This is a genomic window from Alteromonas gracilis (genome assembly GCF_036870955.2).
In the GTDB taxonomy this organism is placed as follows: domain Bacteria; phylum Pseudomonadota; class Gammaproteobacteria; order Enterobacterales; family Alteromonadaceae; genus Alteromonas; species Alteromonas gracilis_A.
Window position 1 is genome coordinate 3,979,777 of the sequence record NZ_CP145482.2, and the last position, 26,208, is coordinate 4,005,984.

Below are 26,208 nucleotides of genomic sequence, written 5' to 3' on the forward strand. Positions count from 1 at the left end.
GTTAGCTGGAAGCCGAAAGGCTATAGTAAAGAGTTAGTGTCTGTTGGCCTTTTCTGTGTGTCGTATACAGCAAAGTTCAACAGACACTAATTGCCAGCATAATAATTACATAGACACGATTAATTGCCTGAAGCTGTCGAGTCTGATATAGATATCGGTCCAATCAGGACAAGATGGATGTCGTAGTGTAGGAGATGTGGCATATGCCAACAGGAAAAGAAACTAAATCCCTAGGACTATTAGCGCTGGCAGGTTTGCAGCCATACGAAGCAAAACCAGACGAAGAATACATGGGCGAGCCCCAAATGGAGCACTTCCGTCTTTTGCTAAAAGCATGGCGTAACCAGCTTCGCGAAGAAGTTGACCGCACGGTAACCCACATGAAGGATGAAGCTGCAAACTTCCCTGATCCTGTGGATCGCGCCGCGCAAGAAGAAGAATTCAGCTTAGAGCTACGAACGCGCGACCGCGAGCGTAAGCTAATAAAGAAAATTGAAAAAACGCTTAAGCGTATCGAAGAAGACGATTTTGGTTTTTGCGATTCGTGTGGAATCGAAATCGGTATTCGCCGCTTAGAAGCTCGTCCTACAGCAGACCTTTGTATTGACTGTAAGACAATGGCTGAAATTAAAGAAAAGCAACTTCAAGGCTAAGTAACAGTTACCTTGACAAAGTAGATATGAAAGCCTCATCCCGAAACGATGGGGCTTTTTGTTATTATGCATAAAAACTATGTAGGGCGCTTTGCTCCCTCACCTTCAGGCCAACTTCACTTCGGTTCATTGATTACCGCCGTAGCGAGCTACCTAGACGCAAAACGTTACGATGGAAAATGGCTGGTAAGAATGGAAGACATTGACGAGCCTCGTTGCATAGAGGGTATCGATGCCGACATTCTCACTTCATTAGAGAAGCACAATTTATTGTGGGATGACGAGGTCATCTATCAAAGTCAGCAGCATTCGCGTTATCAAGACACGCTAGACCAGCTCGTAGGGCAACAGCGAGCGTACTTCTGTACTTGTACACGAAAGCAAATTAAGGCAATGGGCGGTCAGTACAGTGGTGTTTGCAGGGACAAGGACTACACCAATTCAACGCCTGATACCGCGCTCAGACTGAAGCTCGATGCTACACTTCAAGGGTTTGATGACCTTATTATGGAGCGCTTTGACGTCGCAACGAGTGAACTAAAAGCCGAAGATGTGGTACTTAAACGCCGCGATGGGCTTTTTTCCTATAACTTGGTTGTAGTATTAGATGATGTGTTTCAGAAGGTCACTCATGTAATACGCGGGTGCGACCTTATAGATGTGACACCTTTGCAACAAGCGGTGTATCGCGCTCTTGATTTTGCGCCTGTTAACTACGGACATGTCCCTGTTGCGGCCATAGCCCCTGGCAGAAAGCTTAGTAAGCAAAATCGTGCTACACCGATAAATAACGAAACACCAAAGGAAAACCTGGTGAAAGCGATGCGCTTTTTAGGTTTTTCATTTCCCGATGCAGCGGAATTTGATAGTACTTCAGAGTTATTGCAACATGCTGTATCGGTGTGGGATAGGAAAAAAGTCGTGAAAATGCCCGAAATTATTGTTCCACAACATGAATCCACTTATTATAGCGAACCTTTATAGTCTGCGGAGAGACCATCATCATTCATCGTGTTATTAAAACTGTTAAGCGTGCTTTTTCAAAAGAAGGCTCGTCAAACAATGTATTAAAGCCAAGAACCATGACACGTGGTGAGCACGGTATATCTCGCGAAGATATCAGTGCCAATGCGTTGAAGGTGATGTACCGCCTTAACGGAGCTAGGTTTTGAATCTTATCTGGTTGGTGGCTGTGTACGCGATATTTTGATGGGACATGAACCAAAAGACTTCGATGTAGTAACCAACGCCACACCGGAACAAATTAAAGGGTTGTTCAAGAACTGTCGGCTTATTGGTCGTCGCTTCAGACTGGCGCATATCGTATTTGGCCGAGAGATCATTGAAGTCGCGACATTTCGCGGTCACCATCAAGAGTCTGATGCCGACGTTGATACGCCAAAAGGCAAAGCTATTGCCAAGCGAGACGCACATGGGCAGCTAGTCAGAGACAATGTTTTTGGTACGATAGAAGAAGATGCCGAGCGCCGCGACTTTACATTCAACGCGATGTACTACAGCGTGGCAGATTTCACGGTAAAAGACTTTGCTAATGGCCTAGAAGCAATTGAAAAGCGTGAAGTGGCCCTTATTGGGGACCCAGAAACACGCTATCGAGAAGACCCGGTTCGCATGCTGCGAGCAGTGCGATTCGCAGTAAAGCTGTCGATGCAAATAGAAAAGCAAACGGCAGCGCCAATCAAATCGTTAGCGAATTTACTTCAAAACATTCCGCCTGCACGCTTATTTGAAGAGACACTAAAACTGTTTTTGTCTGGCAAAGGTGAAGCAACATTTATGATGTTGCGTGATTACGGTTTGATTGATCCGCTGTTTCCTCAGCTTACCCCGTTTTTGAAAGACGAAAACAGCCGTGAAATGCAGTTTATTCGACGCGTGTTAGCGAACACTGACGAACGTATCAACAGCAATCAGCGCGTTACACCTAGCGTTTTTGTATGCGGCATTACTTTGGTATCCAGTAGAAGAACAGTCCCAGCGCCTGCAGGCCGAGTCTGGTTTGAATGCGCATGATGCCTTTAATATTGCGTCGGGTGACGTCATTGCCCGACAAACCCAACGCATCATGATCCCCAAACGCTTTTCAACCGTGGTGCGGGATATTTGGATACTACAGCAGCGTTTACCTAAACGTTTTGGTAGACGAGCATTCCAGTTATTAAGTCACCCGAAATTCAGAGCAGGTTACGATTTCTTGCTAGCAAGAGGTCAAACTGAAGGCGGCGATTTACTTGAACTTGCCCAGTGGTGGACGCACTTCCAGCACGCCGAAAACGGTAAGCAAAAAGGTATGCTAAACGCACTCAGAAAAACCGAAGGGGCAAAAGGCGCGCCGAAAAGACGCAAGCGTCGCCCAGCTAAAAGAGATTCAGATGCATAAAGAACACGTTTATATCGGTGTAGGTAGCAACCTAGGCGATAGCCAAGGGAAAGCCCAACGTGCCTTTGACGCCATTGCGCAAATTGAGGATACCCGTGTTCTCAAAACCTCTTCGCTTTACTCAAGTAAGCCTATGGGGCCGCAAGACCAGCCTGATTACATCAATGCCGTATGCCTTGTAGAAACCACGTTAAAGCCACACAGCTTATTGAAGCAACTTCAGCGTATTGAATTAGAAGAGGGCCGCGAACGCAAAGACGAACGTTGGGGGCCTCGTACACTAGACTTAGACATTCTACTTTACGGTAGTGAAACTATTGATACGGCAGACCTCACCATACCCCACTATGGTATGGCGGAACGAGAGTTTGTCATGGTGCCCTTATTTGAAATTGCACCGACAATGGTGATGCACGACGGAAAACCCATTTCTCAGTGGGTGGCTAATTGCTCACTTGATGGCCTTCGTCGCCTGCGTACTTCCAATTAGCGGCAAAATCCGTATAGTTCGCCACACGTTATCTATATTTTAACTCTATTTCCTTACATTACCTGGATCATGTCATGAAAAAAGTTACGGTTTCAGGCTTGCTAAAGAAAAAGCAAGCAGGTGAGAAAATTACCTCGTTAACGGCATACGACGCCAGTTTCGCGAAGATGTTTGATGAGCAAGGCATTGATGCACTGCTTATCGGCGATTCACTAGGTATGGTCTTGCAAGGCGAAGACGACACGCTGCCAGTAACTATTGACGACATTGCATACCACACTCGCAGTGTAAGAAAAGGCACCCAGCGCGCATTCGTGTTGGCTGACATGCCTTTTATGTCTTATGCCACTGAAGCTCAGTCCTATAAGAACGCCGCCAAACTAATGGCCGCTGCGGTGCAAGTATGGTAAAGATGGAAGGCGGTAGCTGGCTATGTGACACCATCAAAGGCTTGAATTTACGCGGCGTACCCGTTTGTGGTCACCTAGGCTTAACCCCACAATCAGTGCATGTATTCGGTGGGTTTAAAGTACAAGGTCGTGAAGCCAGTCAAGCAGAGAAACTTTTAGAAGAAGCAAAAGCTTTAGAAGCCGCTGGTATTCAACTATTGGTTTTGGAATGTGTACCTTCATCATTAGGCAAAGCGATCAGTGAAGCATTGAGCATTCCTGTAATTGGTATTGGTGCAGGTAAAGACACTGACGGCCAAATTTTGGTCATGCATGATATGTTTGGAATTAGTGCCAACTATATGCCTAAGTTCTCTAAAAATTACTTACAAGAGACAGGCGACATGCGCCAAGCCGTTGCGAAGTATATTGAAGAAGTTGAAAGTGGCGTATTTCCCTCGCCAGAGCACAGCTTCGAGTAACGAGGTTAATTATGATAGTTGTCGATAGCATCGCTTCGCTTAGAGCGTTAATTGGCGATTGGAAGCGCAGCGGACAAACGGTTGGCTTTGTTCCCACCATGGGCAATTTACATGATGGTCATTTAAAGCTAGTCAAACGCGCTAAATCTCACAACGACAAGGTGATTGTGAGTATCTTTGTTAACCCCATGCAATTTGGTGCCAATGAAGACTTAGACGCTTACCCTCGTACGATTGAAGAAGACAAAGCCAAGCTTATCGCCAATGGGGCAGATGCAGTGTTTTTGCCAAGCGTGAGCGACATGTATCCGGCAGGTCTTGATGTGCAGACCTATGTCGAAGTGCCCGGCATTTCCGACGTGCTGTGTGGCGCTAGCCGCCCGGGACACTTTCGCGGAGTGGCGACCGTGGTCAGCAAGCTGTTTAACATGGTGCAACCGGATGATGCTTTTTTTGGCGAAAAAGACTATCAGCAACTGCAAGTCATCCGCACCATGGTGCGAGACTTGTCAATGGCTGTTACTGTGCACGGCGTACCCACAGAGCGAGAAGCAAGCGGCTTAGCGATGAGTTCGCGCAACGGCTATTTGTCAGCTCAAGAAAAAGCAGCGGCAAGCTTAATTTATAAGGCTATGCAGCAAATGCAGGCTGATATTGAACAGGGTAATACAGACTTTGTTGCTATTGAGAAGAACGCTATTGCTGAGCTTGAGCAACACGGTTTTAAAAATGACTACATTCGCATCGTCAATGCGCAAACATTTATGCCCGCAAGTCCTGATGACTCTCACATTGTGATTGTCGTTGCGCTCTTTATGGGCAAAACGCGTCTAATCGACAACCTTCAAATAAAACGCTAGCGATATCACACTTTCAAAAATACAAAAAAGGCCCGTAGCGAGTATGCTTTACGGGCCTTTTTTTATCATTCAGTACGGTCTTTGTAATTTATGCTGACGCCAGTAGATGCTCATCTGATACGAAATCGATAAGCTCTTGCCATGCTTTTGTCTCTTTGGCGATAAGATGTTGCTCTGCCAAAATAGCCGCCAAATCATTGTGGCTGGTCAGTGGGTTAGCCAGTACGACCCGAAATACAGTAATGCACTGTGACGGATAATCAGGGGCTTCTAAACGTGTGCGTGACACGAACGACTTACCCGCTTCACGCTGCTGTTTTTGTACCGCGACAACTAATGCATCAATTTTTTCATTGATGGCATTGCGCGTTTTTGCGTTCACATGTTTTAGCTTTTGCTGGACTTCAGCTGGACACACACGATAGGTTAGCAATGAGAGTGTTGGTGACGTGGTAAGCTCAAAGTCTTGCGCCTTATCAATCATATGTGCAAAGTCTTTGGCTTTATCGATACTTCTATCAATCAGCAATTCATAGCCTTTGCGACCAAAAATATGTAGCGCTGAGTAGACCATCATGGCCATACCGTTGCGTGAGCCTTCCAACGTCGTCGCCCCGAGATCTTTCGAGCCCGCACGCAAAATGTACTGAGCATGATGCCTAACTGCATTGGCGTTTTGTGGGTCTTTGAACAGCGCCATGCCTGCACCCATAGGTACATACATCTGTTTGTGAGCGTCAATGGTGATTGAGTCGGCACGCTCAATACCTTTAAGTCTGTCGCGATAACGTGACGAGAACAACGTTGCGCCGCCCCATGCAGCATCCACATGGAACCAACAGCCAAGTTCTTTGGCAACATCTGCCAATTCGTCGAGAGGGTCAACGTGCCCCGTTTCCGTTGTTCCACCCACACCAACAATGGCCAACAATTTATTACCTTCTTCTTGATAGCGCTTGCCTGCTCGCAATGCTTTGGCCGGATCAAGGGTCTGTCGAGGGGCAGGTAGAGTTATAAGCTGTTCACGCCCTAATCCAAGCACATCGACTGCTTTTGAGAGTGAGTAATGCCCGCGTTTGCTGCACATAACGCCAAGGTTGTTGATATCGTGAAAGCGATAAGCTGCGGCAAGCCCAGCTTTCGCCACGCCTGAGAACCCTTTTTGTGGGCCAAGCAGTTTATTTCGAGCCACCCAAAGCGCGGTGATATTTGCTATTGTGCCACCAGAGCAAAACGCGCCAAGTGAGTGTGCAGCGCTGTGCAGGTGTTTGTCGTAAAAGGCCTGTGATTGATCATAAACAAGGTTATGCATCATTCCCAAAACTTGGCGTTCAAGTGGCGTAAACGCTTTTGACGTTTCGATTTTCACTAAGTTTTGATTTAGTCCCACCATTAGCTTTGACAGCGGCAAATGGAAATAAGGAAGGGCAGACGTCATGTGCCCAATGAACGTTGGTGAGTACGTGTTAACAGAGTGTGCAACCAGCTTGTCCAGCAGGCTCTCGGCGTGTGTAGAAACGAATTCAGGCGCCTCAGGTACTTTCGAATCTGAGAAGTCTTTTTCAATTTCTTCAAGCGATGTCTTTTTCGTAACAACATGCTGCGACAAAAAGTCCAAAATGTTGTCAGATAAATGCTGCTCTATTTGAGCCAGCTTTGAGTCTTTGTGTTCAGGCTTGGTAAAGACCCTAAACAAGTGCTCTAAACTAACTTGCGCTTCACCCACTCAACACACCTCACTCATCAAACATACACACGTTTCGCCACGTGGCGAAATCAACAGGCGGTTTTTGTTGGGGACCTAGCCTGACACTTACTTTCCTTTTGCGCTAGCGACGTACACCTTTTTCTCTAAAGGCTGACTGTTTAGGACGACCGCTTAGCATTGACATGGTCCATTCGTTGCCAAACCTGAAACTAATCACAATACTTTCAGGTGACGCACTTTACATCAGAATGCAATTCTCGCCAAGTGCTTGGCATGCCCATTTAAGGCAATCTGTAGTCCATTTAATTCTATTTCGCGTTAATTCACGCATACTGGCGCATTGCTGCTATATTTTATTTATGAATAAATACGAAAAAGTGAGGCTGGTAGTTTATGCCCATACGTGAAATATCTGAAGCATTCACTGTTGATGACATCGTTCCCTACTTCCAACCCATCGTAGACCTAGACAGTCAGGGGGTATGGCGATATGAATGTTTGGCGCGGCTTATCACTCAGGGAGACAAAACGTTTCTTCCCAGCGAGTTTTTATATTTGCTGGAACGAGAACACCATGTGAATACCTTGGCAGCTAATATGTTTGTTCAGTGCGCCAGCTATTTTCATGATGTAAATATTCCGTGGAACATCAATATTACTGCAAAAGATCTTCACAACGAGGAATTGATCAATACCCTAATGGCGCACTTAGCCAACTACCCGAACCCAGAACGTGTAAGCATTGAAGTGACAGCGTCTACCGCACTTTCAAACAAGCAACAGTTGGTCAAATTTATCGATAAAAGCATGCACGCAGGCCTGGGTGTTTTTATTGATAATGTAGGGTCATGTCCGGGTAACATTCGCGCATTAATGAATGTGCTTAGGTACGAGGTATAAAATTGGCGGGCGGCTTAATTCGGCATTACGACGAACAAGACGCTGTGCGCGAATACGTCGATTATCTACTCGGCTTGTGCCAGCAACATGGCGTAAACGTTATTGCGGAACACGTTGAAGACGAAACCCTGCTAGAGCGCGTAAAACGCCTTCCCATACGCTATGCACAAGGTTATGTATTTAGCCCGCCTATGGCCAATGTGAGAACTGCGCAGCAAAGTCATTAGGGGCTCTGCTGCAACGTTTTCTGCTCTCAATTTGCTATTTATTTGTGCTGCTAATTATTAATCTTCATCGCTGCGACACTTGAGCTTCCAGCACGACTGCCCACTAGAACGATATTTTCGTTCGAACGGGGTCATATGCATATCGCCTGTCACTTCAACGAGATCTGACACCAATCCATAGTGTTTAGCAGCTTTTGCAAATTCCATTAGATATACAAGCCAATTGCTGCGTACCTCGATATTCGGTGTGATGGTCATTAGGTCAACCATGGCGGCACTGCCATGCCAACGCTTTTGCACTTGCGTCTTCTTAGGGTAAGGGTTGGGATATAGCAAATAGTGCTGCGTGATATTCCAATTCGACTGTTGAACTAAACGCCAAAAATCATTCACATCGGCCCTGATCACTCGGTAATTATCACTTTGAACCTGATAATGCGCGTGTTTATCTACACGCAGTGCAGACTTATCAATACCGATAACGCGGGCATGTGGGTTTGCACTGGCCAAATTAGCTGTACTTTCCCCAACACCACAACATGAGTCGAGTATGACATCACCATCGTAGTCGCTGAGCCAATCACATACCTCGTCAAATGCCGTTTGTGTATGGGCACTGACTGGGCGCTTGTTCTCGCTTTCCCGATATTTCACAACAAGTTCATCTAACTTATCATGAACACCTACCTGCGACGTTGTGATGCCGCGAGAGTTACCACTTGCCATTAACTACGAATACCTTTACCAGTTTTCAGAAGGTAGTACGCTACGCTAAACAATACTGCATTGAAGCCCACCAGCAGACCTAATGAAAGGGTGACATTGACGTCTGATACACCCAGGAAGCCATAGCGGAAGCCATTAACCATATACACAACGGGGTTAGCTTTACTTACCCATTGCCAAAATTCAGGCAGTAGCGACAACGAGTAAAATACGCCGCCAAGGTAAGTAAGCGGTGTCAGAACAAAGGTAGGAACTACACTAATGTCGTCAAAAGTTTTTGCGAATACAGCGTTAATTAGCCCTGCTGTGGCAAACAGTGTCGATGTGAGTAGTAGTGTTAGTGCAATAATGCCCAAGTTGTGAATTGATACATCAACAAAGAACAGTGACACCAAGGTTACGATGATACCGATTAAAATAGCGCGCGCTACGCCTCCTCCCACGTACCCCAAGATAATCACTGAGGTTGGCATCAAGCGATACCAATAATTCTTCAATATTGCGTTGGAACTTCGCACTAAAAAATGACGACGACACGTTTGCATAGGAGTTTGTAATAACCGACATCATAATGAGGCCTGGAACAATAAACTCCATGTAGGTAAAACCACCCATTTCACCAATGCGGTTACCAATAAGGCTGCCAAAAATGACAAAATAGAGGCTCATAGTAATGGCGGGGGAACCAAAGTTTGCACCCATATGCGTAAAAATCGCGTGCATTCTTTTATCCAAATAGTAGTCAGCGCAACATAGTTTTGCTTTAACCAGCTGGTGTTTTCTTGCGTATTCATTTCTGTGGTTTCTGTCTTCACTGTCTTAATACCGTGCTTGTTAAACCTGTTGCTAGCCAGCTTGTTTTGCCGACTCTACGAGTCGTACAAACAATTCTTCTAACCGGTTTGATTTATTTCGCATACTCATTACTTGAACGCCTTGATCGCTAAGCTGCGTGAATACAGGGTTCAGCCCTTCTGTTTTTTCAACGTCCACTTCTAACGTGTGATCGTCCAACAAACGGTACTCAAAACCTGCTAGCTTAATTGCTTCAAGCCCATCAGGGACTTTAATATCCAGCACGAATGTTTCAAGGCTCAACTTGGCAAGCAGCGCTTTCATACTGGTATTTTCAACAATGATACCTTTGTTGATTATGGCGATGTTGCGACACAACATCTCTGCTTCTTCTAGGTAGTGCGTAGTCAGAATAATGGTTATGCCCTGGCGATTTATTTCTTCTAAGAAGCCCCACATAGAACGACGAATTTCAATATCTACACCCGCTGTTGGCTCATCAAGAATGAGTAGTTTAGGTTCGTGCATCAAGGCTCGCGCTATCATCAAGCGGCGCTTCATCCCCCCTGACAACTCACGAGCTCTGGCGTCGCGCTTATCCCACAAATCTAGTTGGTCGAGGTACTTTTTAGCCCGCTCTTTTGCGACATTACGCGGGACACCATAATAGCCTGCTTGGTTTAAAACAATTTGAAGTACTGTCTCAAATTGATTGAAATTAAATTCTTGGGGAACAAGTCCAATACATGCTTTAGCCTGCTCTTTCTGCGTATTTAAGTCATAACCAAAAACCGATACGCTGCCTTCACTTTGATTAACCAGTGAGCTAATGATTCCAATGGTGGTGGACTTACCTACCCCGTTAGGTCCAAGCAGTGCGAAAAAGTCGCCTTGTTCTACAGTTAGGTCGACGCCTTTTAGCGCTTGTACGCCACCCTTATAGGTTTTCTGTAACCCTTTAATATCCAACGCTTTCATGATTTGCCTGTGTTATTGGTCACAGCCTACTCGCTGTGGTGAGATACAATCGCGGCTAAAACCGACAATGCCTGGTATGTGCTGACGAATACCTGTGCTAGGGGCACAAGTGTAACGTAAAACGTACTGCCAATAGAACGCATGCGCGATCTAGCGATTGTTTTTAACGATTAAATACAGCAAGGTATGTGGGTACAAAAAGTGTGCTTTTCAAGCCCCAACCTATGAATCATCTCTATACGAGTGCAAGAAACAATAACGTACAACACGATAATAAAAAACAAGGAATCGCTTATGTCACTTGACCCTCTTTTGTCACCACTGCCACCTGAAACTACTCCTGAACTGGCCGACGACTTTGCCGTATTTATCGATATTTTGGGGTTTATTCCAAATAGCCTATTAACCATGCAGCGCAAGCCTGAAATGGTAAAAGGCTTCGCAGCATTGACCAAAGGCGTGATGGGTGAAGGTAGCGTCGTCGACGGCGGGTTTAAACGACTTATCGCACATTTTGCGAGTCGCGCAGCGGGATGCCAGTACTGCGAAGCGCATTCCCTTATTGCCGCTGGTATTCATGGTATTAGCGACGAAAAAGTAGCGGCTGTGTGGGAATATCAAACCAGCCCACTCTACACAGAAGCAGAGCGTGTAGCCCTCGATTTTGCGCTAGCAGCAGGCAGCGTACCCAATGCAGTTGATGCTCCCTTGATGGCAGCCATGCGCAAGCATTGGGGTGAAGAAGAGATTGTAGAAATTCTCGGGGCCGTGAGTCTTTATGGCTTTTTAAATCGCTGGAACGACTCGATGGCGACAGAAATAGAGTCGTCACCCAAAGCGTTAGGTGACGATGTATTGGCACAGGGCGGATGGACCGGCGGCAAACACGTTAAGTAGGCCACCTGCCAATCCTTTTAAAGCACGCAGAGCTAGTGTGCGTTGTGACTCATTAACACCTAAGCGCACGCTCTGCAATTTCCATTTCTACTTTTCTGTCAAAGAAAATGCCTTCATGCTCGCTTTCAGTACTTTGAGACTCACCGACCGCGACCGTCATAATTTGCTCACTTGGCACACCTAATTCCGTAAGCTGCTTTTTCACGCTAAGCGCTCTTTGCATAGACAATGCTTGATTAAACTGAGCGTCGCCGCGCTGATCTGCCTGTCCCGTTAATCGCACTGTAAGCTTCTCGTTTCGCTTAAGAGCACTGGCGACAAGGGCTAGTTGATCGTCATACACAGGCTCAACAACTACTGATCCTGATTTAAACTGAATACTGCTTTTTAGGGTGGGTGCTGGGGCGACCGACAACGATTCCTCGTAGGCAACTTTGGACATCATAAGCTGTTTTTCCATCTCTTGATTTGCCGCTAGTAACGTCGAATTTTCTTCGCGAACTAAAGACAGCTTTGCCAGTTCAGCATTGCTCTCGTTAAGTGCCAACTCTTGGGATGAGTTTTCACCGATGAGCGCTCCTAAAATACCTGCAACGGCTGCGCCCGCTGGGCCAGCAACAATGGCGCCAATGACCAATCCGCTGCCAAGCCCGACGACAGCCGACGCTGACTCTTTCTCTTGCTGTGAGTGCGAAACATTGTTTGCCTGCGATGGCGCATTAGATGGCTTAACAGTCGCAGCCGACACGTTTAACGATAATGCAGTTAATGCCATAAGCGTAGTCACAGTCATTTTTTTTGTAGCTGTCATGATGACGATTCCTCATAAAAAGGCGCTGTGCGTCGTTGGGGTAACGCACAGCGCAAAGGGTAATAGTGAATTGCGTTACTTAGGGCTAGTAAACCAAGCTTACATGGCCAAAAAAGCGTTAAATCGAGGAAATGTCATGATGTAAAGCGTCAAATATGGCGTAAATGAGGCGCTCTTGTGGATTTTATGTCGAACTTGAGCAATGTTGTCGCGTCAAAGGTATAGTGTGCACAATTATCGGAAATCAAATACGGATAAAAGGTATGCCTAAAACTATTGCGTTAGTAGAAGATGATGCAGCCATTAGGGAAAATTATATTATGGCGCTGAAAGCACAAGGGTATGGCGTGAATGCTTATGATGATAGGCCATCAGCAGCGCTAGCTTTTAACCATACATTGCCAGATTTAGCCATAATCGATATCGGTCTTAAAGACGAAATAGAGGGCGGCTTTATGCTGTGCCAACAACTTAGGGGCCTATCACAGACACTACCCATTATTTTCTTTACCGCCAGAGACAATGATGTAGACACCATTAGCGGTTTACGAATGGGGGCGGATGACTATCTAACCAAAGATATCAGCATGGCACACTTGCTTGCGCGAATTGCGGCACTGTTTCGTCGTACTGATTTGTTGTCGGCGCCCAGTGATCAAAAAGACGAGCTTAAGGTTGGCGATCTTAAGGTGGACGTTTCACGCATGACGGTGAGTTGGCAAAACCAGCCTGTGCTATTAACGGTGACTGAATTTTGGATGCTCCACGCGCTGATCAAACGCCCCGGGCACGTAAAAAGCCGTCAACAACTGATGGACGAGTCACGTATGGTGGTAGACGATACTACTATCACTTCCCACATTAAGCGCATGCGCAAAAAGTTTGTACAATTAGACCCTCGCTTTGACCATATCGATACCGTCTATGGTATGGGTTACCGCTGGCAACTATAGAGGTAAAGGTTGTTGAGTAGGTGCTTTTAATGCGGTTTCGCTTCTCTATTCGCGTACAGCTTTTATTGCTGTCGTTGTTTTTGTTCACCATTCCTTACTTAGGTTACAAGTATGTGTGGGAACTAGAACAATACTTAAGAAACGGGCAAGAGCAAACCATGATAGGTACTGCACGCGCAGTAGCTACTGCCCTTCACGAGCGCCCCGCTTTATTCGACAGTCAGTCTGCCTACTTACAAGATGTGAGGCCTGGCACCGACTTGTACGCCCCACCAATTCCCTCTCCAATTCGCTTAGATGGCGAGCTTAATGATTGGCAGCAGGTCGACGAACTTGTTAGCACATACGGCAGTCGCGAAGTCATCGAATACTACGATGACAACCAAGGAGAACCCACCAGCCTGTCTTTTAAGCACATGGTCGGTCGCTACGGTCAGTTTTTGTATGTCATGTTTGAGGTATCTGACGATACGCTTTTGTGGCGTCAACCTAACAGCTTAAGTGTAGAAACCGACGATCACCTTCTTATTGGAATGGAAACACTTGAAGGCACACTGGCCCGTTACGTAGTAGCTCCCTACGAGAGTGGATGGGTAAATGCTTACAAACTTGCTAACTCAACAAATACAACACGTGCAGTAGAGAATGCACTTTCAATTCAAGGGCGATGGCAGGAAACTGCAAACGGTTACAATATAGAGCTTAGATTTCCATTATCGATGACAACCGCATGGCCTGGCTTTCACTATTGTCGATGTCGATGACCCGATAACACGAGCCAAGCAGTATGCGCTAGGCACAGCTAATACTAAAGAACTGAAAGAGTTAGGCACGGTTATTACCCCCTCACCTGAAATTGAGCGCATTCTCGCTGGTTTAAAATATGCTGATTCTCGCGTATGGGTGGTCGACAAGCACAAGCGAGTGTTGGCTAGAGCGGGTGACATTCAGTCGGCGACTGGAATTGAAGTTACCATGCAAGACGCACCGTCTTTTGCAGCATGGGAGTGGGTGGAGAGTGAGTGGTTACTACCAATTTATTATCAAATATTGACGAGACCTCCCGCTGACTTCATTGACGAACTTGACGATGCCTATGCACTCGTGGGCCAAGATATCGGCACAGCACTAAACGGGCAACCAGACTCACTTTGGCGATTATCGCCTGACAATAAAGCCATTATTCTATCTGCAGCCTACCCTATCTTCATTGATGGCGGTGTGATGGGTGCTGTCATTGTTGAGCAAACCACCAATGGTATACGCACGCTTCGCAACCGGGCACTAGAGCAGCTGTTTCACGTTATTTTAGCCGTTATGTTATTGGGAACCTTGGGCCTTTTACTCTTTGCTAGCCGCATATCAAGTCGCATACGCGCATTGCGCGACAGTACAGAAGCGGTGATTGACGATAATGGCAAAATTATTGGCGAATTGCCTGTATCAAATCAACGGGATGAAATCGGTGATCTGTCTCGCTCTTTTTCTGATGTGCTCTCACGCCTTCAGCAGTACAACTCTTATTTGGAAAACATGGCGTCACGCCTATCTCACGAACTAAGAACTCCTATCGCCGTAGTAAAATCATCCCTCGACATGTTGTCGCATGTTAATGATGGTGAGCAGCAAGCGGTATTTGTTGAGCGGGCACAGTCGGGTGTTAATCGACTAAGTACTATATTAAATAGTATGAGCGAAGCGACACGCCTCGAACAAGCTATCGCTCAAGAAGATTTAGAGCCTTTTAACCTTGTCGAGGTCATTGCAGGTTGTATAGAGGGTTATCGGCATACTTATACCAAGCGGCAGTGGTCGTTTCAGGCTACGCAGGCGGCACTAACTGTAAATGGTTCGCCCGAGCTGGTCGCACAACTGTTCGATAAGATTATTTCAAACGCGGTAGATTTTAGCGACCTTGATGACAACATCGCTATTTCGCTTGAAAAGAAAGACAGGCGAGTGCTACTTCGTGTAAGTAATCCCGGCCCCCTGCTGCCAGAAGGAATGAAGACACAGCTTTTACAGTCTATGGTATCCGTTCGAAAAGAAAACGACGTGCAAAACGCGGCGCAGTCACCGCATTTAGGTCTAGGTCTTTACATTGCCAATATGATCATGGCTTTTCACAAAGGTACCTTGTCACTTGACAACAAAGAGGACCAATCAGGCGTAGTTGCCACGGCATCATTCCCTTTGCAAACATGAAATAATTTGACGCTAAATAAGGTCTTTTCAAGTAATGTGAGTTAGTCTTATGGGGTGTTTATTGTTTTGCGAAAGCACACCATTTTAATGTTCTTAATATGGCGTCCAAATGAAAAAGATTTTTGTGGTAATTGTATTGGGTCTTCTGTCCCACTTAAGCGCAACAGCACGCGCGGAAGAACCGGTCTCATTGACAATAAAACTGAGCGACAGTGAATCATCAAGCGTGCGCGATGGCGTGTTTATATTTGAACCTCTATTTGATATAAACGAGAATGACGTGCCTACCCGGCCTCCTGCTGTCATGAATCAAATAGATAAACAGTTTGTTCCTCATGTGCTGGTAGTGCGCACGGGCACCGACATTTCGTTTCCAAACGCCGATAACTTGTTTCATCACGTCTACTCTTTTTCCCCCGTGAAGCAATTCGAATTAAAACTTTATAAAGAATTCACTGCAGAACCACTGAACTTTGAAACTCCAGGGGTCGTAGATATTGGCTGTAACATTCACGATTGGATGCTGGGTTATATTATCGTGTCTGATTCACCGTTCTTCGGTAAAACCGATGATTCCGGCTCCATTGCCTTGCAGCTGCCAAAAGGCGAATATCGCGTTCGGTTTTGGCACCCTATGGTAGATGGTGAATCAGCGTTTCCTACGCAACAATTAGTGGTAGACGACGCGACAACATTAACATGGCAGCTGGATGCTGCAATTCCTGTTGATGACGGTTTTGACTCAGGATTTGGCGATTATTGATGCGTATTGCGGGTAAATTTGTAGCGGGTTTAGTGTGCGTGTCATGCGCGTTCAGCGCAATGGCAAAAACTGACGTGTTGATCAGAGGCACGTACAGCGCACAAGATGACGCGACAAGTTTTCAGCAAAAAGGGACTAGCCACCAACGGTTTGATGGCGACGGCATCCACCTTTCTCAAGCGGTGCTGGCAACAGAGCAGCAAGTTACGAATGACTGGAGCATAGCCGGGGTACTCAACGCATATAGTGATGGTGAACAACGTGCGGGCATCTCGCAACTGTATGCAAAATATCGTCCCTTGACGGCTTCAAGCATTAAACCTGAAGTGAAGATAGGCATGTTTTATCCTGCCCTTTCAGCTGAAAATACTGATATTGGTTGGCTTTCTCCTCATTTTCTTACTAACTCTGCAATCAATAGCTGGATTGGCGAAGAACTGCGCACAGGAGGTGTTGAGTTCAGCCTCCGACAAAACGGTAGGCAGGTACGCAGCAATTGGTCTTGGAAACTTCTCGCCAGCGTGTTTAAAGGTAACGATACAACGGGAACACTGCTTTCTTGGCGTGGGTTTGCATTACATGACCTAAGCAATCGCTATTAAATGATCGCGTTAATTTTGCACCACTTCCTTGGGTGGTTAATGAAAGCGGTCTCAATGCCCCCGCCTGGACAGATCCTTTCAGGGAAATTGATACTCGCGTTGGATATTATGTTGGTGCTCACGTTGCTCATAAACGCAATGCAGAAGTGAAATACTATTACTATGACAACAACGCGGACCCCAAAATTTTAGATCCAGACCGTATCTACGCGTGGCATACTCGCTTTCACTCACTCACACTTCGCTACATGGCGAAGAAAAACTTAACAGTATTCTCTCAGTTTTTAGCGGGCAACACGCTTATGGGCAGTGATATTGTAGATAATGATTTTATAAGTGCTTACGTTGCTGCCGCTTATGACATGGGCCAATGGACATTTGCCGCAAGAGCAGATTGGTATCAAGTTATTGACCGTGACCAGACAATGTACGACCCAAACGACAGCCAGGGTCACGCCCTCACACTCACCACGCGTTACGACTTCAGTGAAAATGTCGCGGTAACTGCTGAATGGCAAACTAACAGGGGCGATCAAGACAACCTAACGTTTTTCCAGAGCAATACAAGCTACACAGAAAACTTGCTACAGGTTGCCTTGACTTTAAGGCTCTAGTCGGAGCCTCTTTGTTTATTTAGTTCCGAAGAGCCACCCTTTCTATTGTCGTTAATAGTAGGTATTTCTATCAAATAATTTTGTCGCATCGTTCAATTAATCATTGTTCACTTTTTGCAAGCGCTGATATCTGCTGTTTAATTGCTGGTAAATCAGAAACCAAAAAATCATGTCTTGCTAAGTGTCGTTCAACGCACGGTGTTTTTTTGAAGTACTTTTCTTTCCAACTTGCTGGAAACAACCCGTCAGCCATCAAAGAAGGATATTCAAGGTAGAAGGACGCTACTTTTTTATCGTAATGAGTAAGAGCAACTTTTGGTTCTTCCAAATCCTCGAAGCTTGGCAATCCCTTATCAACACGTGCATTATCAATGTCACGATATATTTGATCTGCCATTTTCTCTATATCAGCGAAGTCTTCATGAGTGAGCTCTGTGTCTGGATTAAAACCGCTGAGGCGGTCTCTAAAGTTATTGGTAAAATCCATAAAAACGGCCAAACTACCAGGGTCGTTTCTCTTCATACCAAATTCAACCCATGCTAAAGCCTGCTTGACATGCTTTTTAGGGATGCCCCTTTTGGTTCTTTTGGCTTCGTTTGCAAGTGCCATATTTTCTATAACTAATCGATTCAATCCGTGAGCAGTATCGCCTAACATGACAAGACGTTTGGCAGCCTCCAATTTAGTCTGATCATCAAACATTTGTATGTCTGGTGACTTCACGATTGTGATTAATGCAAACTTATCATCCTCATCCCAGCCCAAGCGGATAAGTGTCTCTCTATCAGCTTCTTTATAAGGTATGAGATATTCGTCGTTCACCCCTGGAAACTCACCAGTCCGATGACCCAAGCCATCCATAAGCTCGTTTAATTTGCCGCCTCGCGCAATTGCTCGGCCCCTAGACAACTGCCATTCGCTGAGCTGGCTGGCTGCATAGTCCTCATCATCTTCCAGTAAATCTTCCGAAGCTATGCACCAGTTATCTTCATAAGTAAGACTTTTATCTTTGTTAGACCCGGTTATATTCGCTATCTCTGTGGCCCTGATACTAGCCTGTTTCTTTAGAGCAACTATCTTGGAGTCTGAATTTGTAGTTGTTTGTAGCTGAGCAGTTTTCTCTGAGTCTTTGGTATGCTCAGGAGCCAACTTCTCTAAACTAACCTCACCGTTATCAGACCCACGACTTAAAAAGCTCCAAGCAGTTATCCCAGCCGCGGTAACCGCAAGGATAACAAATAGTTTCATAAATGGTTTCATGAACAGCCTCCCTACTATTGACCTTGACCAGACAATGTACGACCCAAACGACAGCCAGGGTCACGCCCTCACACTCACCACGCGTTACGACTTCAGTGAAAATGTCGCGGTAACTGCTGAATGGCAAACTAACAGGGGCGATCAAGACAACCTAACGTTTTTCCAGAGCAATACAAGCTACACAGAAAACTTGCTACAGGTTGCCTTGACTTTAAGGCTCTAGCTCTGTGCAACCTCTACAAGGTTAAAGGCTGTGTTTTCTTGCCCTTCAACCAAGACTCTGCATTGCCCCCAACTTTCTGGGATCTTCCAGACGTGGTTTTCAGCTACTGTGAATTTTTCTCGGTGAGACTCGCATCGCACTTCAACCGTGTCTAGCTCACCGTCAATAGCATCGAATGCAAACTGATTTCTCACAAGGGTGTGAAACCAGTTACCGCCTTCGTCGATGGTCACAGCAACACGAATATTATTGTTTGAATTGATATGTTCCTGCACCTTGCTTATTAATGGCTTAATTTCGTCCAGCCTTTCTTGCTGATCTTCCATTTCTTCCAAGCGTTCAAAATAATCAAGTGCGTCTGCATACAGGCCTAGCTGACTTGCCAGAATGACCATGCGCTGATGAACAAAAGCAATGTGGTTATCACCAAAGACATTGTTCTTGCCGTCACCTCCCCCATTGCTTGACAGCATACGGGAAAAGCTACTTAGCTCGCGACTCCAGTCCTCTAAACCACTCGCAATAAGCGCATCCAAATTCCACAGCCAAGCATTTTCATAACGATTGAGGTTGTTTCTTGCGTGCAAGCTTTCAAGGGCTTCGTCTGCTTCAACATATTTACTTTGTTGATAGATAGCATCTACGTCTTTATAAGCGCTTATGAAGCTGCGGGTTGCACCACGCTCTCCGCCTACCAAAAAGTCGAATTGAACAGCCTGATGACATTGCTGAGTAGGCTCTCCATTCTTCATTGCAGGTTCAAACGTCCAGCGTTTGATGGCATTCAGCGCCTTGCGTCGAAAAGCGCGATTCCCACTGTAATCATCAACAACGGGGTCTTGAACATTGCCCTCTTCGTCTATGACATAGCTCATTTTTACCCAACCCTCTTGGCCTCGTCGAGCAGCTTCTACAGGGTATTCAGGATTGACACGTTTACGTATTTGCGCAGGCTGAAAAGCCGAGATTCGTTTTACTTCATCTTTTGCGGTATTAGCTTTGACTTTTTCTTCAGCTTCATCACATGGAAGGCTAAGTTCTTGTGCCGTTGCCAAGCCAGTCATCAGCAGGCCACTTAACAAAAGTGATGTTTTCAATAAAAGAGGAGCACGCATTGCGCGCTGTGGTATAGAGTTTTGTTTGTCTTGCATTATAAATCGTCCTTAATTTGTCGCCGACGTGATAATCATTTACGCGTCGAAGCATCGCCTCTAAGTGTAGACGCGAGCTTAACTACTGCTGTTAGTCTTAATTTAGCGCTTTTTGCTTTGTTGTTCAAAAGAAGCATCAGGCACGTTCTTGATCATCATTTGCTCTTTTCGCTTCGTCATCATTTTCGCGAGGCGACGCATACTGACCGTGGTGTCTTTTTCGTCAACAATATCAACACCTAGTAACCGCTCAAGCAAATCTTCGAGTGTTAACACACCCTCCAAGCCGCCGTATTCATCAACTACCAGCAACATATGAACATGCTTATTGATAAAGTGCTCAAAGGTGACACTTAGCGGCATTGTGTTAAGCACAGTAACCATGTCTTTTGCATATTCCGACAGCGGCTTGTCTGTGTTTCCCCTAGCTTGAGCAACGAGCAGATCTGAACGCATGACAAACCCGGTGATGTTTTCCGAGTCATTGTCTTCAAAAACAGGAATACGCGAGAATTCAATGTTCGCATGCTTATGAAAAAAGGCTTCTACCGTCATTGACTCTGACACGGAAAACAGTGCTGTTCGATGGGTGATGGCATCTTTCACTTTCAATTCGTGAAGGCTTAACAAGCTTTGCAAGAAGGCCGCTTCATGATTTGCTAACTGTCCTTCTTGCCCAGAAAGCTCGGCCATTGCGTGAAGCTCGCTTCGACTTAGCCCTCGTAGCGGACTGTCTTCTTTGAAACTACGGGTAAGTAGCTCCGACATTTTGACAAAGGGCTTGAGCGCCATTGATAGGTACTTTAAGAAATACGCCGTCGCTGGCGCAAGCGAACGCCAGTATGTCGCACCTAGTGTTTTGGGAATGATCTCTGAAAACACAAGAATAAGTAATGTGAGTACGGCTGATATTACCCCTAAATACGCTTCACCAAAAACCGCTGCAGCTTGCGCGCCCGCACCAGCTGCTCCCATAGTGTGGGCAATAGTGTTAAGCGTCAAAATGGCCGAAAGAGGCGTATTAATATTATCGGTTTGCGACCTAAGTAACGCACCGCTTGGTTTGCCGTCTTTTTCTAATACCGAAATATAAGCCGATGACACACTGAGTATGACAGCTTCGGCAATCGAGCAAAGAAATGAGAAGCCCAAGGCTATAAAGACGTACACAACAAGTAAAAACATGAATGGTTTCCAACTCCATTTAGAGCGTACAAAAAACGCGAGGGACTATTATGAGTGACAGCACACAATATACAAGCTTGCTGAACAAATAAGTGTTACAAGACCTTGCGACTCATTAGCTGCAACATGTTGAGTGGTCATGCTGGTGTTGACGGGCCATTCGCCATTTCAGTATGGCTAACCTTACTATGAGCACAAATAAGACAATGGCACACAGTGCGTAAATAACTTGCACATTGGCGCCGTGCTCATGGAGGTGGCTTTCCATATTGATCATGTGTTCCAAAGAGAATGCCTGCACTATATAGTTAAGTGCATAGCCAAAACCGATACTGGCCGACATCACGCTAAACAAATAAAGCAGCAATGTGCGGTTACCCATTTCTTGTCTGATCATGCCCATAGTGGAAACGTTTGTAGCAGGACCCGCCATTAGGAATACCAATACCGCACCAGGGGAAAGCCCTGCTGCAAGAAAACCAACTGCGATAGGTGTTGAAGCAGTCGCGCAAATGTACATTGGGATACCAATGACTGCCATAATCATCATGGCTAGAAATCCATCTCCCCACTGCGTTAGAAAATCTGTAGGTACCCATGTTTTAATGGCCGCAGCAAGCGCCAACCCGATGAGTAGCCATACCACTATATCTTCCAGTAACTTACCACTGGCGAAGCTCAAGACAGCTTTGGTCTTTGCCGTAAATAGGGGCTTAGCTGCATCATGATGTGAGGAAGTTTCACTTGAGCAACAGTGCGCCTCACTGTCAGATTTTCTCGGTGCTGGTGCTTCGCTAGCACAACAGCTGTGTTCACCTTCATGGTGTTGTGGCATTGATTGCCCACTGTTTTTGTCAGTAGAAACACTGTCGAAAACACGTACCATTATGCCCGCATAGACAGCACTCACTACTGCTGTGATAGGCCTTACTATTGCGTACAATGGTCCAAGTAACGCGTACGACACTGATACACTATCGACACCTGTTTCAGGTGTTGATACTAAAAACGATATTGTAGATGGCTTAGATGCGCCGCTGCGTCTAAGTCCAAGCGCAGCGGGAATGACACCGCAAGAGCACAGTGGCAGCGGTGCGCCAATTACGGCGGCTTTGCTAATCGACGACAGAGACTCATTTCCCATGTGCTTTTCAAGAAACGAAACAGGCACAAGCTCATGCATAATGCCCGCGACAAGTAAGCCGAGCAATAACCATGGCGCTGACTCAACAAAGAGCGACAAAAAGTTTTGACCTAGTAATAGAATCTCTGACATACCGCCTCGTGGAACAAACCGTTACTTTTGCATGGGTAAATCAACACTGCCCCCCTGATACTATCAGATAATCCCTTTTTCAGAAAATGCCCACAGGTATCGTTAGTGCGCTTTAAAAGCAAAGCGTTTTTTACACTATACAGAGCGTCTTATAGATATAAAAAAGCCAGCGCAAATGCGCTGGCCGAATGTTGACTATCTCGAAATGATGTTCAAATGACGAGGTCAACCATGAAAAAAGAATGAAGGTTACAAATCTTTTTCTTTTTTAAGTTTCGACACTACCGAGAACGCTTCCAGCATAACCAGTACCGATACCACCAACACTACGGCATCTAAAAATACTAATAGGTAGTTTTCTGCCATGTAGTACTCTTTAAGTTTGATCAGGCCAGCAAAAAACGCCATGACCAACACGAATGCCATAGGGATAAGGGTATACCGCGCAGGGCGACCAAGCTTAATTAACATGACCGAAATAACCAACAATGTCAGACTAGCCAATATTTGATTGGTTGAGCCAAACAGAGGCCAAATGATCATTCCGCCGCTACCTGATGAGCCACCCGCACCGAACGCAAGCAGCAGACAACAACCTACCGCCACTAGGGTGGCTACCACACCATTTTTTAACGCGCTAATAGAGTAGATATCTCCCCACTCTTGAATAATATAGCGCTGAAGACGAACGCCCGAGTCCATCGTCGTGCTTAAGCAAACAAGACAACCATAACCGCGAGAATAGTAGAGGAGAAGTCCACAGGTAGACCCCAACCTTGTTGGATTAAGTTGGCTCCACCTGTAATAAAAGCCCCTACGCTACCCGCACCAAGATGACTATATACTTCATGCCATTCCTCAGGAGAGGCTGCAAACGCAACGCCGCTTACTGCAACAATGGTAATGAGCGCAAGTGAACCTTCACCTACCGCGCCAAGATAGCCAACGAAACGCGCATCGGTCTCTTTGTCTAATTGTTTAGAACTGGTGCCTGACGACACAATACCGTGGAAGCCCGATACAGCGCCGCAAGCGATCGTCACGAACAATAGCGGAATAAGACTTGGCGTATCGACCGCAGTTTGCGTATTAAACGCGGGGGCAGTAATGTCTGGTAGTGAAAAGAATACAGCGCCATAAAGTAAAAACAGTCCCACAAGCAACTGCATACCATTAATAAAATCGCGCGGTTGCAACAGCATCCACACCTAAACAATAAAGAGGCTATGGCCGCGTAAACAAACAAGATTAGGATCCAGTTTGCCTTGTCACCAAGCCCAAACATTGTTTCAGGCAAGCTTAAAGGAATATAACTTCCTGCATAAACCGATGCGTAAAGCACTAAAATACCTACGATACACAGAGGGATTAAGCTGAAGTTTCGCTTTAGCAACTGCCCAATGACCAAGGCGACAACAATGGCTGTCCATGCAGGGAACACCGCGTTGGGTTGAGAGACAAATGAATTGGCAATGACTACACCAAACACCGCATTTACCATCAGCAACACAAGGAAGACGACAATCATGAACAAAGACCGAGACCGTTTACCAATGACGCTCTCTGACAGCGCGCCCATTGACTTGCCTTTGTGGCGAGCACTGGCCCAAAGTGCGCCCATGTCGTGTACACCTGCAAATAAAATAGTGCCAAACACGACCCAAAGCACAGCGGGCACCCACCCCCAATAAACCGCGATAGCGGGCCCTACTATCGGCGCAGCGCTAAGCTACCGAAGTAAAGTGGTGGCCCCATAGCACCACCTTATTGGTGGGCACAAAATCGACACCATCACGTTCGGTGTGCGCTGGCGTTACAAAGCTATCATCCAATTTGAAAATACGGTTTGCGATAAATTTTGAATAAACAAACCAACCGAACATCATTCCAATGATGCCCAGAATTACTATGGCAATAGACTGCATACTGTCGTCCTATTTGTTGTTTTTGTATACACTACATCACTTTATAGTGCTTAAAGGTCGAACCTGCAAATTGCATATACCTCAACAACTTACAATGAATTAGAGAGACCCTATTCTTGCCGCTCTGCGTGAATAACCAAGTAAGCAAAAGTGTATAGCATGCGCAAAAACCTTACTAACTAGGTGAAGTAGGTTACTAGGCCGCGTATTTAAACATGTATTTAAAAGCAGGGTAAATCATTAGACTAAAGTCTAATTACAACTAAATGATATTGCCCCTTACTCAGCGCTGTCTTGGAATAAGTACGGTTTAGGTCGACGTTTTAGTATAAGTCGCGATAATAACGGTGTTCTTCGTTGAGCTTTTGGTACTGAACATCGCCGAGTATCGTACACAGCGCTGTATCAACGCCTTTACCCATCGTGTCATAACGACCACATACATACACCAGCCCCTCAGTGCCTAAGAAACTGCGGATGCCGTGACAATGTTGTAGCAGTAGATGTTGCACGTATCCTTTCTCATGTGGTGACTGTGAGTAAATGATGTGTTTATGGGATATGCACGACGACTGATGAAAGGGAGAAAGAGTGCTATCTAAGATATTGTCTGTATCGGGGCAACGCTCTCCAAACAGGATCCAAACAGGCCCAGCGTTTTCTAGCAATGCGCGTTTGGCAAGCTGCGCTCTGATGCCCGCCACACCACTACCTGCAGCAATAAGCAAAAGCGGCGCGTGAAGATTATTGATATTCGCATTAGCATGTGTGCGGATAACGCCTACGGCTTGCTGCTGAGGTTGCAAGCTTTCAGTTAGGTAACCTGAACCTGCACCTAGCGAACCATCATCTTTAACCAGCTGCCTAACCACTAATTTGACGTCACCTTCTTCAGGTACAGAAGCGATGGTGTACGAGCGCACCACGGGTTTGCTATTAGCTACAACGCCCGTACTGGTATAGCTACCTTCATAGACCAATACATCGAGTATATCTCCGGCCTTCCAGTGCATGGAGACATTTGGAACAAGCCTTTTTCCTTCGCTAATTTGCGAGGTCGGTGCTGTAAACGACAGTGCGAAAAGCTTTTGCTTTGAATCTGGTTGCCCCTTGTCATTTAACAAGGTTCGACTAGACAAAACCATTGGCGCCGCCTTATCATGCTCGTCGTTGTTTGTATTGTTTAGAAAGACGAGATGCTCTCCACGTCCTGCGTCAAGCTTCAACAATGGCTTGGCCGCATTACCTCCAAGCTGTTCAATCCCTTTAAACAGCGTTACGGCAAATTGACAGAATGCACTGTACTGCCTGTCACCGAGCCCCACTACTTCAAATTGTAAATGCGACAGTAGCTTGCTGTTTGACCGCGTAGCTTGCTGCAAAGCCCGGTTAAATTTGCGCCCCATATCGGGCGGTTCTCCCTCACCATAGGTACTCACAACGAAAATTGCTTTTGACACGCTGCGCAAAGACGATAACGACAAAGATGCCATTGAAACGACAAGTGCACTATTTGAACCCTCTAACTGCGAGGCTTTTGCCTGCGCAATTTTTTCAGCAGTGCCCGATTGACTAGCGTATACCACCAGCGTGCTTTCTCGACTAATTTCACTGTGCTTACTTTTATGCTTTTTTTTATGTTTGTGAAAAAGCACCGCTACCCATAATGCATAAAACAAAATACAAAGTAAGGCGATAAGGTAGCGGTGTGTTTCTGTCATAGTGCTTATAGA

At 45.9% G+C, this 26,208-nt stretch carries 22 protein-coding genes and 5 pseudogenes; 16 read left to right on the forward strand and 11 right to left on the reverse strand.

Features of this window, described 5'->3' with window-relative positions; genetic code table 11:
- The first annotated feature begins 203 nt into the window (after positions 1–203).
- From dksA to panC, 6 genes and pseudogenes are all read left to right on the forward strand, one after another.
- Entirely contained in the window at positions 204–653 is a 450-nt protein-coding gene (gene dksA, locus V6N89_RS19165; RefSeq protein WP_159627589.1) for an RNA polymerase-binding protein DksA, read from the forward strand.
- 66 nt (positions 654–719) lie between these two features.
- Positions 720–1,637, forward strand: a complete 918-nt coding sequence (gene gluQRS, locus V6N89_RS19170; RefSeq protein WP_338519002.1) for a tRNA glutamyl-Q(34) synthetase GluQRS — start codon at positions 720–722, stop codon at positions 1,635–1,637.
- A 98-nt stretch (positions 1,638–1,735) separates the two neighbouring features.
- Positions 1,736–3,054 (forward strand): annotated as a pseudogene (gene pcnB, locus V6N89_RS19175) (polynucleotide adenylyltransferase PcnB).
- Entirely contained in the window at positions 3,047–3,544 is a 498-nt protein-coding gene (folK, locus tag V6N89_RS19180) for a 2-amino-4-hydroxy-6-hydroxymethyldihydropteridine diphosphokinase (RefSeq protein ID WP_338519003.1), read from the forward strand. Before pcnB ends, folK begins: the two are co-directional and overlap by 8 nt.
- A gap of 74 nt (positions 3,545–3,618) precedes the next feature.
- A pseudogene (panB, locus tag V6N89_RS19185) lies at positions 3,619–4,415 on the forward strand (3-methyl-2-oxobutanoate hydroxymethyltransferase).
- Between the two features lie 11 nt (positions 4,416–4,426).
- Positions 4,427–5,275, forward strand: a complete 849-nt coding sequence (panC, locus tag V6N89_RS19190; RefSeq protein ID WP_338519004.1) for a pantoate--beta-alanine ligase — start codon at positions 4,427–4,429, stop codon at positions 5,273–5,275.
- Positions 5,276–5,363: 88 nt separating this feature from the next.
- Here panC and panP read toward each other — a convergent pair whose 3' ends face one another.
- Positions 5,364–7,001 (reverse strand): pyridoxal-dependent aspartate 1-decarboxylase PanP, encoded by a 1,638-nt coding sequence (gene panP / locus V6N89_RS19195; RefSeq protein ID WP_338519005.1) that lies wholly within the window; start codon positions 6,999–7,001, stop codon positions 5,364–5,366.
- Positions 7,002–7,376: 375 nt separating this feature from the next.
- On the opposite strand from panP, the gene V6N89_RS19200 reads away from it, so the two are divergent.
- Positions 7,377–7,883, forward strand: a complete 507-nt coding sequence (locus tag V6N89_RS19200) for an EAL domain-containing protein (protein WP_346993106.1) — start codon at positions 7,377–7,379, stop codon at positions 7,881–7,883.
- Positions 7,884–7,885: 2 nt separating this feature from the next.
- Positions 7,886–8,110, forward strand: a complete 225-nt coding sequence (locus V6N89_RS19205; protein ID WP_346993107.1) for an EAL domain-containing protein — start codon at positions 7,886–7,888, stop codon at positions 8,108–8,110.
- A gap of 57 nt (positions 8,111–8,167) precedes the next feature.
- Here the strand turns inward: V6N89_RS19205 and trmB are convergent, their stop codons facing one another.
- The 3 genes and pseudogenes from trmB to V6N89_RS19220 all read right to left on the reverse strand — a co-directional run bounded on the left by trmB (position 8,168) and on the right by V6N89_RS19220 (position 10,609).
- On the reverse strand, positions 8,168–8,836 hold the full coding sequence (gene trmB / locus V6N89_RS19210; protein ID WP_338519007.1) for a tRNA (guanine(46)-N(7))-methyltransferase TrmB: 669 nt from the start codon (positions 8,834–8,836) through the stop codon (positions 8,168–8,170).
- Positions 8,836–9,630 (reverse strand): annotated as a pseudogene (locus tag V6N89_RS19215) (ABC transporter permease). Before V6N89_RS19215 ends, trmB begins: the two are co-directional and overlap by 1 nt.
- A gap of 52 nt (positions 9,631–9,682) precedes the next feature.
- Positions 9,683–10,609: an ABC transporter ATP-binding protein gene (locus V6N89_RS19220; RefSeq protein ID WP_346993108.1), complete on the reverse strand. Its 927-nt coding sequence runs from the start codon at positions 10,607–10,609 to the stop codon at positions 9,683–9,685.
- A gap of 294 nt (positions 10,610–10,903) precedes the next feature.
- Here V6N89_RS19220 and V6N89_RS19225 point away from each other — a divergent pair, with 294 nt between their 5' ends.
- Positions 10,904–11,506, forward strand: a complete 603-nt coding sequence (locus tag V6N89_RS19225) for a carboxymuconolactone decarboxylase family protein (protein ID WP_346993109.1) — start codon at positions 10,904–10,906, stop codon at positions 11,504–11,506.
- Between the two features lie 52 nt (positions 11,507–11,558).
- On the opposite strand, the gene pdsO is transcribed toward V6N89_RS19225, so the two are convergent.
- Positions 11,559–12,317: a sortase-associated OmpA-like protein PdsO gene (gene pdsO / locus V6N89_RS19230; RefSeq protein ID WP_346993110.1), complete on the reverse strand. Its 759-nt coding sequence runs from the start codon at positions 12,315–12,317 to the stop codon at positions 11,559–11,561.
- Here pdsO and V6N89_RS19235 point away from each other — a divergent pair.
- The 6 genes and pseudogenes from V6N89_RS19235 to V6N89_RS19260 all read left to right on the forward strand — a co-directional run bounded on the left by V6N89_RS19235 (position 12,316) and on the right by V6N89_RS19260 (position 17,454).
- The gene (locus V6N89_RS19235) at positions 12,316–12,462 is read left to right on the forward strand and encodes a hypothetical protein (protein ID WP_346993111.1); all 147 of its coding nucleotides are present in this window, start codon (positions 12,316–12,318) and stop codon (positions 12,460–12,462) included. The genes pdsO and V6N89_RS19235 overlap by 2 nt on opposite strands.
- A 118-nt stretch (positions 12,463–12,580) precedes the next feature.
- Positions 12,581–13,270: a proteobacterial dedicated sortase system response regulator gene (gene pdsR, locus V6N89_RS19240; protein WP_338519010.1), complete on the forward strand. Its 690-nt coding sequence runs from the start codon at positions 12,581–12,583 to the stop codon at positions 13,268–13,270.
- 29 nt (positions 13,271–13,299) lie between these two features.
- A pseudogene (gene pdsS, locus V6N89_RS19245) lies at positions 13,300–15,475 on the forward strand (proteobacterial dedicated sortase system histidine kinase).
- Between the two features lie 109 nt (positions 15,476–15,584).
- Positions 15,585–16,238, forward strand: coding sequence for a methylamine utilization protein (locus V6N89_RS19250; RefSeq protein ID WP_346993112.1), 654 nt, complete (start codon positions 15,585–15,587; stop codon positions 16,236–16,238).
- Positions 16,238–16,840, forward strand: coding sequence for a hypothetical protein (locus V6N89_RS19255; RefSeq protein WP_338519012.1), 603 nt, complete (start codon positions 16,238–16,240; stop codon positions 16,838–16,840). The genes V6N89_RS19250 and V6N89_RS19255 overlap by 1 nt, the downstream gene beginning before the upstream one ends.
- A 32-nt stretch (positions 16,841–16,872) precedes the next feature.
- On the forward strand, positions 16,873–17,454 hold the full coding sequence (locus V6N89_RS19260) for a hypothetical protein (RefSeq protein WP_338519013.1): 582 nt from the start codon (positions 16,873–16,875) through the stop codon (positions 17,452–17,454).
- A gap of 100 nt (positions 17,455–17,554) precedes the next feature.
- Here the strand turns inward: V6N89_RS19260 and V6N89_RS19265 are convergent, their stop codons facing one another.
- Complete coding sequence (locus tag V6N89_RS19265; protein WP_346993113.1) at positions 17,555–18,715, reverse strand: hypothetical protein; 1,161 nt, start codon at positions 18,713–18,715, stop codon at positions 17,555–17,557.
- Between V6N89_RS19265 and V6N89_RS19270 the strand changes: the two genes are divergently transcribed.
- On the forward strand, positions 18,714–18,938 hold the full coding sequence (locus V6N89_RS19270; protein WP_338519016.1) for a hypothetical protein: 225 nt from the start codon (positions 18,714–18,716) through the stop codon (positions 18,936–18,938). The two genes, V6N89_RS19265 and V6N89_RS19270, sit on opposite strands and share 2 nt — an antisense overlap.
- Here V6N89_RS19270 and V6N89_RS19275 read toward each other — a convergent pair.
- The 5 genes and pseudogenes from V6N89_RS19275 to V6N89_RS19295 form a co-directional block, all read right to left on the reverse strand.
- Positions 18,935–20,089 carry an energy transducer TonB gene (locus V6N89_RS19275; protein WP_338519017.1) on the reverse strand — a complete coding sequence of 385 codons (1,155 nt, stop codon included), beginning with the start codon at positions 20,087–20,089 and terminating at the stop codon, positions 18,935–18,937. The genes V6N89_RS19270 and V6N89_RS19275 overlap by 4 nt on opposite strands.
- A gap of 102 nt (positions 20,090–20,191) precedes the next feature.
- On the reverse strand, positions 20,192–21,274 hold the full coding sequence (locus tag V6N89_RS19280; protein ID WP_338519018.1) for a CNNM domain-containing protein: 1,083 nt from the start codon (positions 21,272–21,274) through the stop codon (positions 20,192–20,194).
- A 115-nt stretch (positions 21,275–21,389) separates the two neighbouring features.
- The gene (locus tag V6N89_RS19285; protein WP_338519019.1) at positions 21,390–22,550 is read right to left on the reverse strand and encodes an SO_0444 family Cu/Zn efflux transporter; all 1,161 of its coding nucleotides are present in this window, start codon (positions 22,548–22,550) and stop codon (positions 21,390–21,392) included.
- Between the two features lie 249 nt (positions 22,551–22,799).
- Positions 22,800–24,475: pseudogene (locus V6N89_RS19290) on the reverse strand (carbon starvation CstA family protein).
- 323 nt (positions 24,476–24,798) lie between these two features.
- Positions 24,799–26,196 (reverse strand): NADPH cytochrome P450 oxidoreductase family protein, encoded by a 1,398-nt coding sequence (locus V6N89_RS19295; protein WP_346993114.1) that lies wholly within the window; start codon positions 26,194–26,196, stop codon positions 24,799–24,801.
- Positions 26,197–26,208: the final 12 nt, after the last annotated feature.